Source organism: Acidisoma silvae, assembly GCF_020618775.1.
In the GTDB taxonomy this organism is placed as follows: Bacteria; Pseudomonadota; Alphaproteobacteria; order Acetobacterales; family Acetobacteraceae; genus Acidisoma; species Acidisoma silvae.
Genome location: NZ_JAESVB010000003.1, coordinates 396,494 through 415,916, shown reverse-complemented (window position 1 = coordinate 415,916; position 19,423 = coordinate 396,494). Strand labels below are relative to the sequence as shown.

General features: G+C 63.3%; 13 protein-coding genes. All 13 read right to left on the bottom strand.

Annotation, left to right across the window (positions count from 1 at the left end; genetic code table 11):
• Positions 1 to 67: 67 nt before the first annotated feature.
• The gene (prmC, locus tag ASILVAE211_RS09955; RefSeq protein WP_227321145.1) at positions 68 to 910 is read right to left on the bottom strand and encodes a peptide chain release factor N(5)-glutamine methyltransferase; all 843 of its coding nucleotides are present in this window, start codon (positions 908 to 910) and stop codon (positions 68 to 70) included.
• Between the two features lie 2 nt (positions 911 to 912).
• Positions 913 to 1,977 (bottom strand): peptide chain release factor 1, encoded by a 1,065-nt coding sequence (prfA, locus tag ASILVAE211_RS09950; protein ID WP_227321144.1) that lies wholly within the window; start codon positions 1,975 to 1,977, stop codon positions 913 to 915.
• Positions 1,974 to 3,233, bottom strand: coding sequence for a histidine--tRNA ligase (hisS, locus tag ASILVAE211_RS09945; protein WP_227321143.1), 1,260 nt, complete (start codon positions 3,231 to 3,233; stop codon positions 1,974 to 1,976). The genes prfA and hisS overlap by 4 nt, the downstream gene beginning before the upstream one ends.
• A 106-nt stretch (positions 3,234 to 3,339) precedes the next feature.
• Positions 3,340 to 4,482: a flavodoxin-dependent (E)-4-hydroxy-3-methylbut-2-enyl-diphosphate synthase gene (gene ispG / locus ASILVAE211_RS09940; RefSeq protein ID WP_227321142.1), complete on the bottom strand. Its 1,143-nt coding sequence runs from the start codon at positions 4,480 to 4,482 to the stop codon at positions 3,340 to 3,342.
• A gap of 46 nt (positions 4,483 to 4,528) precedes the next feature.
• Positions 4,529 to 5,611 (bottom strand): helix-turn-helix domain-containing protein, encoded by a 1,083-nt coding sequence (locus ASILVAE211_RS09935; protein ID WP_227321141.1) that lies wholly within the window; start codon positions 5,609 to 5,611, stop codon positions 4,529 to 4,531.
• A gap of 222 nt (positions 5,612 to 5,833) precedes the next feature.
• The gene (rpoC, locus tag ASILVAE211_RS09930; protein WP_227321140.1) at positions 5,834 to 10,000 is read right to left on the bottom strand and encodes a DNA-directed RNA polymerase subunit beta'; all 4,167 of its coding nucleotides are present in this window, start codon (positions 9,998 to 10,000) and stop codon (positions 5,834 to 5,836) included.
• 131 nt (positions 10,001 to 10,131) lie between these two features.
• Positions 10,132 to 14,313 carry a DNA-directed RNA polymerase subunit beta gene (gene rpoB / locus ASILVAE211_RS09925; protein ID WP_227321139.1) on the bottom strand — a complete coding sequence of 1,394 codons (4,182 nt, stop codon included), beginning with the start codon at positions 14,311 to 14,313 and terminating at the stop codon, positions 10,132 to 10,134.
• A gap of 318 nt (positions 14,314 to 14,631) precedes the next feature.
• The gene (rplL, locus tag ASILVAE211_RS09920) at positions 14,632 to 15,009 is read right to left on the bottom strand and encodes a 50S ribosomal protein L7/L12 (RefSeq protein WP_227321138.1); all 378 of its coding nucleotides are present in this window, start codon (positions 15,007 to 15,009) and stop codon (positions 14,632 to 14,634) included.
• A 93-nt stretch (positions 15,010 to 15,102) separates the two neighbouring features.
• Positions 15,103 to 15,621 carry a 50S ribosomal protein L10 gene (gene rplJ / locus ASILVAE211_RS09915; RefSeq protein ID WP_227321137.1) on the bottom strand — a complete coding sequence of 173 codons (519 nt, stop codon included), beginning with the start codon at positions 15,619 to 15,621 and terminating at the stop codon, positions 15,103 to 15,105.
• A gap of 307 nt (positions 15,622 to 15,928) precedes the next feature.
• Positions 15,929 to 16,633: a 50S ribosomal protein L1 gene (rplA, locus tag ASILVAE211_RS09910; protein WP_227321136.1), complete on the bottom strand. Its 705-nt coding sequence runs from the start codon at positions 16,631 to 16,633 to the stop codon at positions 15,929 to 15,931.
• 4 nt (positions 16,634 to 16,637) lie between these two features.
• A complete protein-coding gene (gene rplK / locus ASILVAE211_RS09905) occupies positions 16,638 to 17,072 on the bottom strand; it encodes a 50S ribosomal protein L11 (RefSeq protein ID WP_227321135.1) in 435 nt (144 codons plus the stop codon).
• A gap of 198 nt (positions 17,073 to 17,270) precedes the next feature.
• Entirely contained in the window at positions 17,271 to 19,112 is a 1,842-nt protein-coding gene (ptsP, locus tag ASILVAE211_RS09900; RefSeq protein WP_227321134.1) for a phosphoenolpyruvate--protein phosphotransferase, read from the bottom strand.
• A complete protein-coding gene (locus tag ASILVAE211_RS09895) occupies positions 19,099 to 19,422 on the bottom strand; it encodes an HPr family phosphocarrier protein (protein WP_227321283.1) in 324 nt (107 codons plus the stop codon). The genes ptsP and ASILVAE211_RS09895 overlap by 14 nt, the downstream gene beginning before the upstream one ends.
• Position 19,423: the final 1 nt, after the last annotated feature.

Below are 19,423 nucleotides of genomic sequence, written 5' to 3'. Positions count from 1 at the left end.
CGTCCAGGACCGCTTCACCTTGCAGGCGGCACGCTAGCCCGCGTGCCACGGGAAGCCAACCGTTTTTTTAAGGGTGGGACACAGCCAAGACTCGGGGCTGCCCGGCGAGATCGCGCCGCACGTCGATAACCTTCAAAGACAAGGTCTCTGCCAGCGCCACCAGCGCCTCAGCCTGACCGATGCCGAATTCAAACAAAGCCAGCCCGCCGGGCAACAAAATCCGGGGCAAATCGCCAAACAGACGGCGATACGGGTCAAGCCCGTCCGGTCCGCCGTCGAGTGCCAGATGCGGTTCGAACCGTTCGACCTCCGGCATCAGGCCCGGAATGTCGCCGGCTGGAATATAGGGCGGGTTGGACAGGATGAGGTCAAACCGCCCGGCCAGAGCATCGGTCCAGCGCCCGACCATGATCGCGGCCCGATCGGCCAGACCCAAACGCCGCGCATTGGCCTCTGCGACCAAAGCAGCAGGCGGCGACAGATCGACGCCCAGCCCCCAAGCGTCCTGAAATTCCGATAGCGCCGACAGCAGCAGACAGCCAGTGCCGGTACCAAGGTCCAGAATGCGCGATGGCGGCCGGTCGCGACGATAATCCAGCGCGGCCTCGATCACGGTTTCCGAATCCGGGCGTGGAATCAACGTATCGGCAGTGACGAGGAAATCGAGACTCCAGAATTCCCGGTGGCCGATGATCACGGCCGCCGGCTCGCGCGCGGCCCGGCGCGTGACCATGGCCTGAAATGTCCCGGCTTCCGCCTCCGTCAGCTTGCCGCCCCGGCGGCGCAGCAACCCGGTCTGATCGGCGCCGATGGCGTGCATCAGAAGGATGCGGGCCTCACGGTTCGGCCCCTCGATCTCGGCTTCCGTCAGCCGTCGCGTCGCATCACGCAAAGCGGCGTCGAGATCCATGATCAGGCCGCGGAGGCGAAGCTCGCAAGGCGCGCCGCCTCATCATCGGCCATCAGCGCCTGCACAACCTCGTCCAGCTCGCCCATGATCACCCGGTCGATTTTATACAGGGTGAGGTTGATGCGATGATCCGTCACCCGGCCTTGCGGGAAATTATAGGTGCGGATGCGCTCGCTACGGTCGCCGGTACCGACCTGGGACTTGCGGTCCGCCGCGCGGGTGGCATGCAGGCTTGCGCGCTCACGCTCATACATCCGCGCGCGCAGGATCTTCATCGCCTTGGCGCGGTTCTTATGCTGGCTCTTCTCCTCCTGCATCGCGACGACGATGCCTGTCGGAATATGCGTGATGCGGACGGCGCTTTCCGTCTTGTTGACGTGCTGGCCGCCGGCGCCCGAGGCGCGATAAACGTCGATGCGCAGATCCGTCTCATTGATCTCAACATCCACCTCTTCCGCTTCCGGCAGCACGGCGACGGTCACGGTGGACGTATGGATACGGCCCTGGTTCTCCGTCTCCGGCACGCGCTGCACGCGATGCACGCCGGATTCGAATTTCAAACGGGCGAAGACATTGCGGCCGGTGATGCTGGCAATGCCTTCCTTCAGGCCGCCCAGCTCCGTCTCGCCATATTCCATTACCTCGAAACGCCAGCCCTGGCCCTCGGCATAGCGCTGATACATGCCGAAAAGCTGGGAGGCGAAGAGCCCGGCTTCATCGCCACCCGCCGCCGGACGCACTTCCAGGATCGCCGAACGCTCGTCCGCCTCGTCCTTCGGCAGCAGCGCCAGCTGAATATCATGCTCCAGCACCGGAATCCGCTGTTTCAGCGACTGCGCCTCGGCCTCAGCCAGTTCGCGCATTTCCGGGTCCGCCAGCAGCGCCGTCGCTTCGCTGAGATTCTGCTCGGTCGCCCGCAGGTCGGAGATCAGACCCACGACCTGATCGAGTTCGGCCAATTCGCGGGAGGCACGCACGAATGCCTTGCCCTGCACGCCGGATGCCAAAAGGTCGCGGAGTTCTTCCGATCGGGCCAGAATATCGTCGAACTTGGCGGCCAGACTCACGCGGGCGATCCTGATGGCAGGGCGCGCACGGCTTCCAGAAGCGCGTCGAGCGAAACTTCGCTCTGCGTGCCAGAGACGAGATCCTTCAACTGCGCGACGCCACGCGCGGCTTCCTCGGACCCGAGAATGATCGCGGCCCGCGCGCCGGCCTTGTTCGCGCGTTCCATGCGGCGGCGCAGGTTGCCCTTATAGCCGATATCGGCCCGGATGCCGCCCGCGCGCAGCCGCTGCACGATGCCGAAGGCGGCGGCCTCCGCGTCGTCACCCGCCGGAATAACGGCGATTGGCGCCGCATCGGTCTTGGGCTCGGCGATGAGCATGGCCAGGCGTTCGATCCCGGCGGCCCAGCCGACGGCCGGGGTTTCCGGCCCGCCCATCTGCTTCACCAGACCATCATAGCGGCCGCCGCCCATGACCGTGCCCTGGGCACCCAGCTGCGTCGTCACGAATTCGAAGGCGGTGTGGTTGTAGTAGTCCAGGCCACGGACGATGCGTGGATTCTCGACGAAGGGAATGCCGAGCGCCGTCAGGGAATTCCGCACAGAGTCGTAAAAACCGGCTGCAAGCGGCGTCAGATGAGCGGCGATCGTCGGTGCGTCAGCGACAATCTTACGGTCGCCTTCGTCCTTGCTGTCGAGGATGCGCAGCGGATTCTTCTCAAGCCGCTGCTTGCTGTCGGCGGACAGATCGGCCGCGAAGCGGGTGAAGTATTCGACCAGCGCGGCGCGATAGGCGGCACGGCTCTCGGCATCACCCAGCGTATTGATCTCAAGCGTCACGCTGTCGGCGATGCCGAGGGCGGTCAGAATCTGCCAGCCGCAGGCGATCACTTCGGCGTCCGCCAGCGGCTCGGCCGGGCCGATCAGCTCGATGCCGATCTGGTGGAACTGGCGGTAGCGGCCCTTTTGCGGTCGCTCGTAGCGGAACATCGGCCCCGCGTAGAAAACCTTCAGTGGCAGGGACTGCGTCAGCCCGTTGCTGACCAAAGCGCGGCACACGGCGGCCGTGCCTTCCGGACGCAGCGTCACGCTGTCGCCGCCGCGATCGGTGAAGGTGTACATTTCCTTCGTCACGACGTCCGAGGTCTCTCCCAGCGTGCGGGAGAAGACGCCCGTATCCTCGAAGATCGGCGTCTGCCATTCCTCGAAGCCGTACAGGCCCGACACATGGCGTGCGGTCTCGGTCACGTGGCGGTAGCGGCGCTGGTCCTCGCCAATGAGATCACGGGTACCACGGACAGGCTGAAGGCTGGACACGAATATGGGTGCCTTGACTGAAGGTTCTTGTTTCTTAGTAGCAAACGAAAACCCGCCCCCCTATGCGGAGAGCGGGTAGCAGGCGCGAGCCGGTAATGAAGCGGACTTATTCCGCCGCTGCGGCCGGCGCGGCTTCCGCCAGCGCCTTGGCTTCGGCATTGCGGATCGCTTCGGCGCGCTGTTCCACCAGATCGACGACGTGGTTGATCATATCGCCCTTGTCGATCGTATGGTCCTGCTTGCCGGCGCTATAGACCATGTGGCGGCCGGCACCGCCGCCGGTGACGCCCAGATCGGTCATCAGCGCCTCGCCCGGCCCGTTCACCACGCAGCCGATGATCGAGAGCGTCAGCGGCGTTTCGATATGTTCCAACCGCTCTTCCAGCGCCTGTACCGTGCGGATGACGTCAAAACCCTGACGCGCGCAGGACGGGCAGGAGATGATGCGCACGCCGCGATGGCGCAGGCCGAGGGATTTCAGGATTTCCCAGCCGACGCGGACTTCTTCCTCGGGCTCGGCCGAGAGGGAGACGCGCATCGTGTCACCCACGCCGGCCCAGAGCAGCGAGCCAAGGCCGATCGAGGATTTGACCGTGCCGGTGCGCAGGCCGCCCGCTTCGGTGATGCCGATATGCAACGGATGATCGCAGACTTCGGCCAGCTGCTGATAGGCCGCGACCGCCAGGAAGACGTCGGACGCCTTCACGCTGATCTTGAACTCGTGAAAATCGTGGTCCTGCAGGATCTTGGCGTGTTCCAGCGCGCTTTCGACCAGCGCATCCGGGTTGGGCTCGCCGTATTTCTCGAGCAGATGCTTCTCCAGGCTGCCGGCATTGACGCCGATGCGAATGGAACAATTATGATCCTTCGCAGCCTTCACCACTTCGCGCACGCGCTCGGCGCTGCCGATATTGCCCGGATTGATGCGGAGGCAGGCAGCGCCGGCCTCGGCGGCTTCGATGGCACGACGGTAGTGGAAATGGATATCGGCCACGATCGGCACATTGGCCTGGGCAACGATTTCCTTCAGCGCCTTGGTGCTTTCCTGATCGGGGCAGGACACGCGCACGATATCGACGCCCGCCTTCTCGGCCAGCCGGATCTGCGCGACGGTGCCGTCCACATCCGTCGTCAGCGTGTTGGTCATGGTCTGGATGCTGATCGGGGCATCGCCGCCGACCTTCACATTGCCCACGCTGATCTGGCGGGACTTCCGGCGGATGATCTGCTGATACGCGCGATAGTTCATTACTTGCTCCTGTTCCCGCCGGAACCCGGCTGGGACTCGAACGCCGTCACTGCGCCGCGGGAAGCGGCACTGCCGGGGCAGCAGGCGTCACCGCACCCGCCGCCTGACCGCTGGCCGCTTTCAAGCCTTCGGCATCCAGCGGAATATTATGCAGGACATGGCCTTTCAGCGGCCCGATGACATTGCCCGCCAGCATGATCTGCGTGCCTTCGGCATTGCCGGTGGTCAGCGTCAGCTGCGGCTGATCCGGCACCTTATAGCTGTCACCCGGGTGCAGGATGGTCTGATAGACGACCTTGCCCTGCGCATCCTTGATTTCGATCCAGGCATCGGCCGTCGCCTGAATGACCATGCCGGGATCGGTCGCGCCCGGCGTCGCCGTGGACGCGCCGGAAGCGGCACCGTCCGTCGCCTGCACGGTCGGCGGCGTTAAAGCGGCGACCTGCGCATTCGGGCTCGGCACCACAGCCGCCGGCAAGGGCGGCGGAACGGCGGCAGCGGCGGATGACGGAGAAACGTCAGGTTCGGCAGGCTGAGCGGATGCGACGACCGGCGGCGCGGTCGCAACCGGCGACGTGGCGGGGGCAGCAGCCGGCGGTGTCACGCTTGCCATCTTGGGTGCCGGCGGCGGGGCCAGCGGCTCCAGATGCGCGGGCAGCGCATCGACCGTTTCGGTCGAACCGGTGCTGCGGCTGGAATAATGATACCAGGCGACATAGCCGCCGATGGCGATCACCGCGCCGACCAGAACCAGCGCCCCGGCCGGCATGCCGCGAGACGGTACGGGCGCAGGGAAATCCAGCTCGGTCTTGCGGTTGACGTCCTCACGCTCGGCGCGGAAGCGGCGGATGGCCTCATTGGGGTCAAGCCCCAGCGCTGTTGCGTACGTGCGGACGAAGCCGACGGCATAGGCCGTGCCGGGCAGATCGCGGATATCGCCTTGTTCAATCGCGCGAACAAACGCCGGCTTCAGGCGCAATGCCTCAGCGACTGCGTCGATATCCCAGCCGAGACGTTCACGGGCTTCACGAAGGTCGCTCCCGATACGGGAGGCACTCTCCGGCTGGTCAGCCCCTGGGTAGCTCCGATCCATGATCTCGGTATCTGTGCGCTTGTGAAGGGATGCCACTCTTCTAACGTTCCGTGCGGCTCGGTGTCGTAGCAAAGCCGTCACACGAACCCGCGTGCGAGAGCCGCCACCCCGCCGGGTTTTGGGAAAGAGGACAATGCCTCGTTTCTCGCGGCCCGTCGACTGGCCCAGGGTTAAATCTAGAATAACCTATCACAGGGTAACGAATGCTGGACGGAGCATAACCCCGTCCAGCATCTCGCCGATCACATTCGCGATAAGTTACTCAGCGGCGACGTCAGGGCTTTCCAGCTTGGTGATTTCCTGACGCAGCGTACGGCCCTTTGTCTGGCCCGAAGCCACCTGGCGCAGACGGTTCATAACGCTGCCCGTGCCCGCCGGGATAAGACGCCCGACGATCACGTTTTCCTTCAGGCCCTGCAGCTGATCCATCTTGCCGGCGGTTGCCGCTTCGGTCAGCACGCGCGTCGTCTCCTGGAAGGAGGCGGCGCTGATGAAGCTATGCGTCTGCAAGCTGGCCTTGGTGATGCCCTGAAGCACCGGCATGCCAATGGCAACGCGCTCACCGGCATTCATGCGCTTATCGTTCTCGATATCGAATTCAGAACGATCGATCTGCTCGCCGATCAGGAAGGTGCTGTCGCCCGGATCCGTGATTTCAACCTTCTGCAGCATCTGGCGAACGATCACCTCGATGTGCTTGTCGTTGATCTTCACGCCCTGAAGTCGATAGACGTCCTGGATTTCGTTGACGAGGTAATCGGACAGCGCCTCGACACCCAGCACGCGCAGGATGTCATGCGGCACGCGCGGACCGTCGACCAGCGGATCGCCCAGACGCACGAAGTCACCTTCCTGCACCGAGACGTGCTTGCCCTTCGGCACCAGATACTCGGTCTCTTCGCCGGTCTCGTCGTTCTTCACGATGATGCGGCGCTTTGCCTTGTAATCCTTGCCGAATTCCACGCGGCCATCGATTTCGGCGATGATCGCATGATCCTTCGGACGGCGCGCTTCGAACAGTTCGGCCACACGCGGCAGACCGCCGGTAATGTCACGCGTCTTGCTGCCTTCGCGCGGGATACGCGCCACCACGTCACCGGCCGCAACCGTCGCGCCATTCTCGATCGAGAGAATCGAGTCCGGCGAGAGGAAGTAGCGGGCTTCGGCGCCGTTCGGCAGCTTCACCACGTCGCCCTTGGCATCCTTCAGCAGGAGGCGGGGACGCAGATCGACGGCCTTGGTGGCCTGCTTGTAGTCGACGATGACCTTGGAGGTGAGGCCGGTCACTTCGTCCATCCGTTCGACGAGGGTGACACCCTCCATCACATCGGCGAACTCGATGACGCCCGCACGTTCCGTGATGATCGGCAGGGTGTAGGGGTCCCATTCGGCCAGCTTCTGCGTGCGCGCAACCGTCTGGTTGTCGTCGGTCAGCAGACGCGCGCCGTAGGGGACGCGGAAGCGCGCACGCTCACGATTGTTGCCGTCCGTCAGCACGATTTCGCAGTTACGGCTCATGACGACGGGAACACCGGAGGAGTTCACAACCACGTTGCGGTTGCGGATCACCACCGTGCCGTCATGGCTCGCTTCCACGCTCGACTGCTCGGCACCACGCTGCGCCGCGCCACCGATATGGAAGGTGCGCATCGTCAGCTGCGTGCCAGGCTCACCGATGGACTGCGCGGCGATGACACCGACAGCTTCACCGGCATTGACCGGCGTGCCACGGGCCAGGTCGCGGCCATAGCAATGGCCGCAGCAGCCGATCGGCGCCTCGCAGGTCAGCACCGAGCGGATCTTCACCGCCTCGACGCCGGCCTTCTCGATCATCTCGGCCTCGACTTCCTCGATCAGAACATTGTTCTTGAGGAGAATTTTGCCCGAGGCCGGGTCGATGATGTCCTCGGCCGTTGTGCGGCCCAGGGTGCGTTCGGACAGCGAGGACACAACTTCACCGCCGTCCATGACGGCGCGAACCGTCAGGCCCTTCTCGGTGCCGCAATCTTCCTGGACGATGATGCTGTCCTGCGCCACGTCCACCAGACGGCGGGTGAGGTAACCCGAGTTCGCGGTCTTCAGCGCCGTATCCGCGAGACCCTTACGGGCGCCGTGGGTGGAGTTGAAGTATTCGAGAACCGAGAGGCCTTCCTTAAAGTTCGCGATGATCGGCTGCTCGATGATCTCGCCCGAGGGCTTCGCCATGAGGCCGCGCATACCGGCGAGCTGACGCATCTGGGCCGGCGACCCACGCGCGCCGGAATGGCTCATCATCCAGACCGAGTTCGTCGGCGTGCCGATTTCCTGCTTGGAAATCTCCTTCATCATCGCGGCGGCGACGTTATCCGTGCAGCGCGACCAGGCGTCGACGACCTTGTTGTAGCGTTCGCCAGCCGTGATCAGACCGTCCTGATACTGCTGCTCGAATTCCTTCACTTCGCCCTGGGTCTTGCCGATCAGCTCGCCCTTGGACGCCGGGATGATCAAGTCATCCTTGCCGAAGGACAGGCCGGCCTTCGCCGCGTTGGAGAAGCCGAGGCCCATCATGCGGTCCGCGAAGATCACGCATTCTTTCTGGCCGCAATGGCGATAGACCGCGTCGATGACGTCAGAGACGTTCTTCTTCGTCAGCTGCTTGTTGAGCAGGGCGAAGGGCACGTTCGGATGCAGCGGCAGGATCTGGCCGAGCAGCATACGGCCCGGAGAAGTGACGATAACCTTGCGGACGACTTCGCCGTTCGGCTCCATCACCTGCATGCGCGCACGGATCTTATCGTGCATCTTGATGCGCTTGGCGGCGAGTGCGTGTTCCAGTTCGCCGATCGTGCCGAAAGCCGGCGCGTCCTTCTCATCGGTCGCGCGGTATTCGGGCGTTTCCAGCGAGAGGTAATACAGGCCGAGCACGATATCCTGGCTCGGCACGATGATCGGCTTGCCGTTCGCGGGGCTCAGGATGTTGTTGGTCGACATCATGAGCACGCGGGCTTCAAGCTGAGCCTCGATGCTGAGCGGCACATGGACCGCCATCTGATCGCCGTCGAAATCCGCGTTGAAGGCGGTGCAGACGAGCGGATGCAGCTGGATCGCCTTACCTTCGATGAGCACGGGCTCGAAAGCCTGGATGCCCAGACGATGCAGCGTCGGCGCGCGGTTGAGCATGACGGGATGCTCGCGGATAACCTCTTCCAGGATATCCCAAACTTCCGGACGCTCTTTTTCCACCATGCGCTTCGCGGCCTTGATGGTGGTCGCGTGGCCATACTTCTCAAGCTTCGCGTAGATGAAGGGCTTGAACAGCTCCAGCGCCATCTTCTTCGGCAGGCCGCACTGGTGCAGCTTCAGCTCGGGACCCACGACGATGACCGAACGACCGGAATAGTCGACGCGCTTGCCGAGCAGGTTCTGACGGAAGCGGCCCTGCTTGCCCTTCAGCATGTCGGACAGCGACTTAAGCGGACGCTTGTTGGCACCCGTGATGGCGCGACCGCGACGGCCGTTGTCGAACAGCGCATCGACCGATTCCTGCAACATGCGCTTTTCGTTGCGGACGATGATGTCCGGCGCGCGCAGCTCGATCAGGCGCTTGAGGCGGTTGTTGCGGTTGATGACGCGACGATAGAGATCGTTGAGGTCGGAGGTCGCGAAGCGGCCACCGTCCAGCGGCACCAGCGGACGCAGTTCCGGCGGAATGACCGGGACGACGTCCAGGATCATCCAGCTCGGCTGTGAACCGGACTCGGCGAAAGCCTCGACCAGCTTCAGACGCTTCACCAGCTTCTTGCGCTTGGCTTCGCTCGTCGTCGCCTTCAGCTCCACGCGCATGCGGGTCTTTTCGGCGTCGAGATCGATATTGGCCAGGATGTGCTTGATCGCCTCAGCGCCGATGCCGGCCCGGAAACCGTCTTCGCCAAATTCATCCTGCTTCGAGAAGAGCTGGTCCTCGGTCAACAGCTGATGCAGCTTGAGGTCCGTCAGGCCCGGCTCCAGCACGATGTAGTTCTCGAAATAGAGAACCTTTTCCAGATCCTTCAGCGTGGTGTCGACCATCAGGCCGATGCGCGACGGCAGGGACTTCAGGAACCAGATATGGGCAACCGGCGAGGCCAGCTCGATATGGCCCATACGCTCACGCCGCACCTTGGCGAGCGTCACTTCAACGCCGCACTTTTCGCAGATGATGCCACGGAACTTCATGCGCTTGTACTTGCCGCACAGGCACTCGTAGTCCTTGATCGGCCCGAAGATGCGGGCACAGAACAGGCCGTCCCGTTCCGGCTTGAAGGTACGGTAGTTGATGGTCTCCGGCTTCTTGATTTCGCCGTAGGACCAGCTGCGCACCTGCTCGGGGGAGGCAATCTTGATCTGGATCTGGTCAAAGGTCATCGGCTGACCGGTCTGACCCAGGATTTTCATAAGCTCGTTCATGCGGGCTTCACCTTCACACCCTGTTCCTGACTTGGCCGAAGCCGCGCCAGGAGGAGGGATTTATCGAACGCGTTGTACTCGTATCAAATCTTCAGACCGGAAGCGGGCGAACCCGCTTCCGAAATCGAAGATCAGGCCGGCTGATTGTCCAGGTCCACGTTCAGACCAAGGGACTTCAGCTCCTTCACCAGCACGTTGAAGCTTTCCGGAATGCCGGCCTCGAAGTTGTCCTGCTCGCGCACGATGGCTTCGTAAACCTTGGTGCGGCCCGACACGTCATCGGACTTCACCGTCAGCATTTCCTGCAGCGTATAGGCGGCGCCATAGGCCTCAAGCGCCCAGACTTCCATTTCACCGAAGCGCTGGCCACCGAACTGCGCCTTACCGCCCAGCGGCTGCTGGGTGACGAGGCTGTACGGCCCGATCGAACGCGCATGGATCTTGTCGTCGACCAAGTGATGCAGCTTCAGCATGTAGATATAGCCAACCGTGACCTTACGTTCGAAGGGCTCGCCGGTGCGGCCGTCCGTCAGCGTCACCTGGCCGGAAGTGGCAAGGCCAGCCTTGGTCAGCATGCCCTCGATATCGGCCATGCGGGCGCCGTCGAAAACCGGCGTCGCGATGGGGATGCCCTTCTTGAGGTTCTGACCGAGTTCGATCAGCTCCGCCGAGGTCATATTGGCGATGATGTCGCGATGGACCTTCTCGCCATAGATGTCCTTCAGATAGTCATGCAGTTCCAGCTGACCGGCGCCGGTGCGACGGTATTCCTCGACCAGCTCACCGACCTGCTTGCCAAGCGCGGCGCAGGCCCAACCCAGATGGGTCTCCAGGATCTGACCGACATTCATGCGCGACGGCACGCCCAAGGGGTTGAGCACGAGATCGACATGCGTGCCGTCTTCCAGGAACGGCATGTCCTCGATCGGCGTCACGCGGCTGACAACACCCTTATTGCCATGACGGCCGGCCATCTTATCGCCCGGCTGCAGCTTGCGCTTCACCGCGACGAAGACCTTGACCATTTTCATGACGCCAGGAAGCAGCTCGTCACCGCGCTGCAGCTTGTCGACCTTGTTCTCGAAACGCTGCTGCAGGCGAACGACGGAGGCGTCGAACTCGCGCTTGATGAGCTCGATTTCGGCCATCACCGCATCGTCCTGCACGCCCATGTGGCGCATCGTGCCACGCGGATGTTCGGCCAGGACTTCCTCGGTGATGTCGGTGCCGGTCTTGATGCCCTTGAAACCGCCCGAGGCCTTCTGGCCCAGCAGCTGTTCCTTCAGCCGGTTCAGGAAGGAACGCTCCTGAATGGCCTTCTCGTCATCACGATCCTTCGCCAGACGCTCGATCTCGGCGCGCTCGATCGCCATCGAACGCTCGTCCTTGTCGACGCCACGACGGCTGAAGACGCGGACATCGACGATGGTGCCGGAGACGCCCGGCGGCAGACGCAGCGAGGTATCGCGAACGTCGGAGGCCTTTTCGCCGAAGATGGCGCGCAGCAGCTTCTCTTCCGGCGTCATCGGGCTTTCGCCCTTCGGCGTCACCTTGCCGACGAGGATGTCACCCGGATGCACTTCCGCGCCGACATAGACGATGCCGGCTTCGTCGAGATTGCGAAGCGCTTCTTCACCCACATTCGGAATGTCGCGGGTGATTTCTTCCTGGCCCAGCTTGGTGTCGCGGGCCATGACTTCGAATTCCTCGAGATGGATCGAGGTGAAGACGTCGTCCCGCGCGATGCGCTCGGAAATCAGGATGCTATCTTCGAAGTTATAGCCGTTCCACGGCATGAAGGCGACGAGGACGTTGCGGCCCAGCGCCAATTCACCCAGTTCCGTCGACGGGCCGTCGGCAATGATGTCGCCGGCCTGAACGCGGTCACCCACGCGAACCAGCGGGCGCTGGTTGATGCAGGTGGACTGGTTGGAACGCATGAACTTGCGCAGACGGTAGATGTCCACACCGCCCGTGCCGGCCTCGCTGGAGGAGGCCCGCACCACGATACGGGCGCCGTCGATCTGGTCGATGATGCCGGCGCGGCGCGCGACGATGGTCGCCCCCGAGTCACGGGCGACAGCGGCTTCCATGCCGGTGCCGACCAGCGGCGCATCGGCCCGGATCAGCGGCACGGCCTGACGCTGCATGTTGGAACCCATCAGCGCGCGGTTCGCGTCATCGTTCTCAAGGAACGGAATGAGCGCGGCCGCGACCGAGACCAGCTGACGCGGCGACACGTCGACGGCCGTCACCTGATCCGGCGGCACCAGGCGGAAATCACCCTGATGACGGACGGAGACCAGCTCTTCCGAGAAGCGGTTGCCGTCCAGAGGCACATCGGCCTGGGCGACGATCAGCTTCTCTTCTTCCATGGCGGACAGATACTTCCAGCCGTCCTTCACTTCGCCGTCTTCAACCAGGCGATAGGGCGTCTCGATGAAGCCGTATTTGTTCACCTTGGCGTAAGTGGCCAGGCTGTTGATCAGACCGATGTTCGGGCCTTCCGGCGTCTCAATCGGGCAGATGCGGCCGTAATGGGTCGGATGAACGTCGCGGACTTCGAAGCCAGCGCGCTCACGGGTCAGACCGCCCGGCCCAAGCGCGGAAAGGCGGCGCTTATGCGTCACTTCCGACAGCGGGTTGGTCTGATCCATGAACTGGCTGAGCTGCGAGGAGCCGAAGAATTCACGTACCGCGGCGGCGGCCGGCTTCGCGTTGATCAGGTCATGCGGCATGACGGTGTCGATATCGACGGAGCCCATGCGCTCGCGAATGGCACGCTCCATGCGGAGCAGGCCGACGCGATACTGGTTTTCCATCAGTTCGCCGACCGAACGCACGCGGCGATTGCCGAGATTGTCGATGTCGTCGATCGACCCACGGCCGTCCTTCAGCTCGCACAGAATCTGAACGGTGCGCAGGATGTCTTCCTTGCGCAGCACGCGGACCGTGTCTTCGGCCTGGACGTTCAGACGCATGTTCATCTTCACGCGGCCGACGGCCGAGAGATCATAGCGGTCCATGTCGAAGAACAGGCCACGGAACAGCGCTTCCGCCGTTTCGCTGGTCGGCGGCTCACCCGGACGCATGACGCGATAGATGTCGATCAGCGCGTCGTCGCGGTTGGTGTTCTTGTCGACGGCCAGCGTATTGCGGATCCACGGACCCTTGGCCTGGTCGATGGCCAGCGTCGGCAATTCGGTGATGCCGGCCTCTTCCAGCGCCGTGAGGCGGGCGTCGGTCAGCTCTTCACCGGCTTCGACGAAGATCTCACCGGTGTTCTCGTTCACCAGATCCACCGCCATGAAGCGGCCGATCATGTCGAGACGGGTCGAGAGGACGGTCTTGGTCTTCTCGGCAATGCGGCGCGTCAGGCGCGTCGTCATCTTCTCGTCAGGCTTGGCGACGATCTCGCCGGTCTCGGCATCGACCAGATTCTCGAACAGCTTCATGCCGCGGAAGGCTTCGGGGTCGAAGGGACGCGCCCAACCCTTCGGCGTGTGGCTGTAGACGACCTGGCCGTAGAAGGAGGACAGGATTTCCTCCGGGCCCATGCCGCGGATTTCGCCGATATCGACCGGCTCACCCTTGGCCGCGCGGGCTTCGCGCAGCTTACCCGTCTCCATGCTGTCCAGCGCATAAAGCAGCGTCGTCACCGGCAGCTTACGCTTGCGGTCGATACGGACGTAGACGAGATCCTTGCTGTCGAATTCGAAGTCCAGCCAGGAGCCGCGATAGGGAATGACGCGCGCGGTGAACAGGAACTTGCCGCTGGAATGCGTCTTGCCCTTGTCGTGATCGAAGAAGACGCCCGGCGAACGGTGCATCTGGCTGACGATGACGCGCTCGGTGCCGTTGATCACGAAGGTGCCGTTATCGGTCATGAGCGGCAGATCGCCCATATAGACCGGCTGTTCCTTAATATCGCGGATGGAGCGGGCGCCGGTGTCCTCATCCACGTCCCAGACGATGAGACGGAGAACAACCTTCAGCGGCGCGGCGAAGGTCATGCCGCGCTGAATGCATTCCTCGACGTCATATTTCGGCTCTTCGAGCTCGTAATAGACGAATTCCAACCGGCCGCGGCCGGCAAAGTCATCGATCGGGAAGACGGACTTGAAGACTTCCTGCAGGCCCGTCTGCGTCCGGCTGTCCGGCACGACGTTCATCTGAAGGAAGGCCTCGTAGCTGGCCCGCTGCACATCGATCAGGTTTGGCATCGGCGCCACTTCCGGGATGCGTCCGAAGCTCTTGCGAATACGCTTCCGCCCAGTGAAGGATTGGTTCGAGCCACCTGAAATAGCGTTCATCGCTTGCCCTTAGCCCTCGATTGTACCACCGCGCCGAAACCATGCCGGCCGGTCTCAGTATGATCCTGCTCCGCGAACGAAGCCGACCAAGTCCATCCCGCTCCGCGTCCGTCAGGACGGCTGAAGCTCAGCCCCAAGCCCGCAATCGCCAATCCAAAGATCGGCCGGGCCTGTTCTACAAACTTAAACGGGTGCGCGTCGCCGCAGGAACAGCAACCCTACCCCGCAACCACGGAAAGGGTGGAGATCAAGCTGATCTCCACCCCGTTCGCAGTTCGCATCTCCCATCCCGGGCCTGGAAGCCCAGGATGGTCAAGATCACTTGATCTCGACAGAAGCGCCATTCTCCTCGAGGACCTTCTTGATCTTCTCGGCTTCGTCCTTGTTCACGCCTTCCTTGACCGGCTTCGGAGCGCCCTCAACGAGGTCCTTCGCTTCCTTCAGGCCGAGACCAGTGATGGCGCGGACTTCCTTAATAACGTTGATCTTCTTGTCACCGGCCTTGGCCAGGATGACAGTGAATTCGGTCTGCTCTTCGACCGGGGCAGCGGCAGCGGCCGGGCCGGCAGCAGCGGCGACGGCAACGGGAGCCGCGGCGGAAACGCCCCACTTCTCTTCGAGAAGCTTGGAAAGCTCAGCGGCTTCGAGAACGGTGAGCGTCGAAAGCTCTTCCACCAGGCGGGAAAGGTCAGCCATGTGCAAAATCCTACTATAATAACTTTGATCGGTTCAATGCAAGCCGGGGGTTTCCCGGCATCACATCCATGAAAGTCCAGGCTCAGCCAGAAATCAGGCCGCCTCGTCCTTCCTGGAATAGGCACCAAAGACCCGCGCGAGGTTGCCGGCCGGCGCCTGAACAACAGCTGCGATGCGCGTCGCCGGGGTATTGAGCAGCCCCAGGAACCTTGCACGCAGAGTGTCGAGCGACGGCAGTTCGGCCAGCGCCTTAACGCCAGACGCATCAAGCGTCTGGGAGCCAAGAGCACCGCCGATGACGACGAACTTCTCGTTAGTCTTGGCGAACTCAACAGCAACCTTCGCCGCCGCCACAGGATCCTTAGACCACGCAAGCGCGGTCGGGCCCTTCAGCATTGGCTTGATGCCGTCGAATTGGGTACCTTCCAGGGCGAGGTTGGCCAGACGGTTCTTAGCAACCTTGAAGGTCACCCCTTCGGCCCGCATTTTGCGACGCAGTTCGGTCACATCGGCAACCGTCAACCCGTTATTACGGGTCACGACCACCATGGACGTCTCTGCGAACACAGACGCGAGCGAAGCGACGAACTCGTGCTTCTCCGTACGGTCCAAGTTCAACTCCGCCACCTTGGCGACAACCCTATTGGGCGCCGCCGGGTTTCCCATGAGCATCAGCGGCGTTTACACGCCGCAGACGCTCGGTTCGCCTGTCCTTTTAAAGCCGGAACCGCCAAAGTTCAGTCAGCAGCCCTCGAAAGGTCTGCCTCGTAATCGCTGGCTTCCCCGTCTTCCAACCGCCGGCCTGCTGGCCGTTTAAGCACCGACCCATGTCGGCTCACGTCTGGTCTTGGACAGGTTCGGAGAGGTCCCCCTCTCCTAAGCGCCCCGTGGCCGAGGCCACGGAGCGAATTCGATAGACTTACTGCGCGGCCGAGGCCAGCAGGGTCGAGACATCCACGCGGATGCCCGGGCCCTGAGACGAGCTCAGCGCGGCCTTCTGCAAATAAGTGCCCTTGGCACCCGTCGGCTTGGCCTTGGTCACTGCGTCGGCGAGCGCGCGGATATTCTCGACCAGCTTCTCTTCGTCAAAGCTCGCCTTGCCGACGCCAGCATGGATGATACCGGCCTTTTCGGCGCGGAACTCAACCTGGCCAGCCTTGGCGGCGGAAACGGCGCCCTTGACGTCCATGGTCACGGTGCCGAGCTTCGGGTTCGGCATCAGGCCGCGCGGCCCGAGGATCTTACCAAGACGACCGACGAGAGCCATCATGTCCGGGGTCGCGATGCAGCGGTCGAATGCGATCTCACCGGCCTGGACCTTCTCGGCCAGGTCTTCGGCGCCGACCACGTCGGCACCAGCGGCGAGCGCTTCCTCAGCCTTCGCGCCACGAGCGAAGACGCCGACGCGCAGCACCTTGCCGGTGCCGTTCGGCAGGCTGATCAGGCCACGGACCATCTGGTCGGCGTGACGCGGATCGATGCCGAGATTCATCGAGAACTCAACCGTCTCGTCGAACTTGGCACGGGCATTGCCCTTCACCAGCTTGATCGCTTCGGCGAGCGAATAGACCTTGTTGCGGTCGAAAGTCTCGTAGCCGGCCGTCAGGCGCTTGTTCTTGGCCATGGGATCAGCCCTCCACCACCGAAAGGCCCATCGAGCGGGCCGAACCTACCAGCATGCGGACGGCGCCATCGACGTCGTTCGCGTTCATGTGGATCATCTTGGTCGCGGCGATCTCGCGCAGCTGGGACATCGTCACCTTGCCGACGGTCGCGCCCTTGCCCACGGTCGGCGAACCCTTCTTGATGTTCGCAGCCTTCATCAGGAAGTAGGTGTTCGGCGGGGTCTTGGTGATGAACGTAAACGTACGGTCAGCGAAGGCGGTGATGACCACCGGAACCGGCATGCCCGGCTCCATACCCTGCGTGACCGCATTGAATTCCTTGCAGAACTGCATGATGTTCAGGCCGCGCTGGCCGAGCGCGGGGCCCACCGGCGGAGACGGATTGGCCTTGCCGGCCGGGATCTGCAGCTTAACGTAGCCGACGATTTTTTTCGCCATAACCCTCGTTCCTGTTTAAACGCGAACAAGGACCGCGGTTCATCCGAGAGCGGTTTCCCGTTCTCTCCCGCGTTCCGATAGAGGGGCGCGACATAAAGGAAGGACCGCTCAGAGTCCAGCGATGTGACAAAAGCGATATCGCCGAGCAGCCATGCTGCCTTTACGGCAGATCAGACCCGCGCCCGCGCGGAAAGACGGTCAGGCGGATTTTTCAGCGAACTCGGCGACCAGATCGCGAATCTCGGCAGGTTCCGTCTGTTCCATCACCCGGCGCGCCAGCCGCGCGCATTCGGCGATCGAAATATTGCGCACCACCAGCTTTACCTTCGGCACCGCGCTGGCATTCATGCTCAGCGACCGCAGCCCAAGGCCGAGCAGCAGCGGCGTCAGCTTCGGATTGGCGGCCATTTCTCCGCAAACCGAGACCGGCTTGCGCAGGCGCAAACCGGCCTCGACCGTGAATTGAATAAGCCTCAGCAGGCCAGGATGCAGCGGGTCATATAGTTTGGCGACTTCGATATCGCCGCGATCGGCCGCCATGGCGTACATCGTCAGGTCATTAGTGCCGATGGCGAAGAAATCGGCCTCCAGCGCCAGGGCATCGGCGGACAGCGCCGCCGCCGGCGTTTCGATCATGATGCCGAGCGGCGGCATGCGCGCCGGCAATTCCTCACCCCGCCGCTTCAGACGACGGACGACCTTCTGCAAAATCTCCCGCGTGGCGCGGACTTCCTCGACCGAGGTCACCATCGGCAGCAGAATTTTGACCGGTCCTTTGCTGCCGGCGCGCAAGATGGCCGCCAGCTGGGTTTCCAGCAATTCGGGATTGCGGAGCAGCATGCGGATACCGCGCAGGCCCAGCGCCGGGTTGATGCCTGAAATCTCTGTGGTGAAGCCGCTGTTCTGTAGCGCCTCGATCTCTTTTTCGCCGCCCCAGTCGAGCACGCGAATGGTGACGGGATCGCCCTCCATGGCCTCGACCGCCGCGCCATAGACCTCCGTCTGCTCGTCCTCGTCCGGCAGCTCGGCCCGGTTCATGAACATGAACTCGCTGCGGAACAGCCCGATTCCCTCGACTCCGGCCTGGGCGATGAGCGGCAGTTCCAGCGGCACTTCCAGATTGGCCAGCAGTTCGACCGTCTGGCCGTCCATCGTCTCGGCCGGAAGACGCCGCAGCTGGGCCAGCTTCTGCCGTTCCCGCGCGAAACTCGCCGAGGACCGCTTGGCGCTAGCCATGGTGGCAGGGCCGGGATTGAGCGTGACTTTGCCCAGGCTGCCGTCCAGCACCAGCAGCGCGCCGCTGCGAATGGCATCCGTCACGCCCTCGGCGCCCAGCACGGACGGAATGCCCAAGGCCCGCAGCATGACGGCGGTATGGCCGTCGGTGCCGCCTTCCTCCGTCACGACGCCCGCCAGCCGCGCGGGGCTTAGAAGCGCGGCGTCGGCCGGCCGCAGCGTGTCGATGACCAGAATGGTGCCCTGGGCCAGCTTCGCGAAACTCTGGAAGGGCGTCTCGGTCAGATTGCGGATCAGGCGGCGTCCGATTTCGCGAATTTCCTCGGCCCGTCGCTTGAGACCGGCGCGGTCGCGATCCGGCAAAGCCAGGATGGTGCCGGCCAGCTCTTCCACCTCGTCATGCACGGCGGTGTCGGCGGCGGAGAGGGTTTCGATCCGCTTACGCACGCCCCGCAGCAGGCGCGAGGGACCGATCATCTGCATATAGGCGTCGAGCAGCGGCTCCAGTTCAGCCGCCCCCTCGGCCGGCAGCATCGCCAATTGGCCACGCAGCTTGGCCAACTGACGGCGGGATTTCTTGACCGCGCCGTCCAGACGGTCCAGTTCGCCGTCGACTGCCTCGGCCGTAATCGGCGCCGTGGTCAGAACGGGTGTCTGATCCTGGAAAAGATAGGCAGGCCCGACCGCGATACCGGCAACGATGGGCAGGCCGGTGAAATGCTGTTCAGGCGGGACGTCCCGCTCGACGGTCGTTTCCCGAATGGTGCGCGGCTTGGGGACCGCCTTCTGCTCAGTCTTCCTCATGGAAGCCGGCTTCGATCAGAGCGGCAACCGCATCGAGCGCTTCCTTGGCATCCCAGCCCTCGACCGCGACGGTCACCTTGGATCCGATCCCCGCGCCCAGCATCATCAACCCCATGATGGAACGGGCCGAGACTGTCTGGCCGTCTTTGGCGAGATTGATTTCCGCGCCGAACTGCTCGGCCAGCGTCACCAGTTTGGCGGCGGCACGGGCATGCAGCCCGCGCTTATTGACGATCAGAATATGGCGGGACAGGCCAGCCCCGCCGCCCCCCACGTCATTCGGGCTGAAACAGCGACGCGGCGTGGGCATG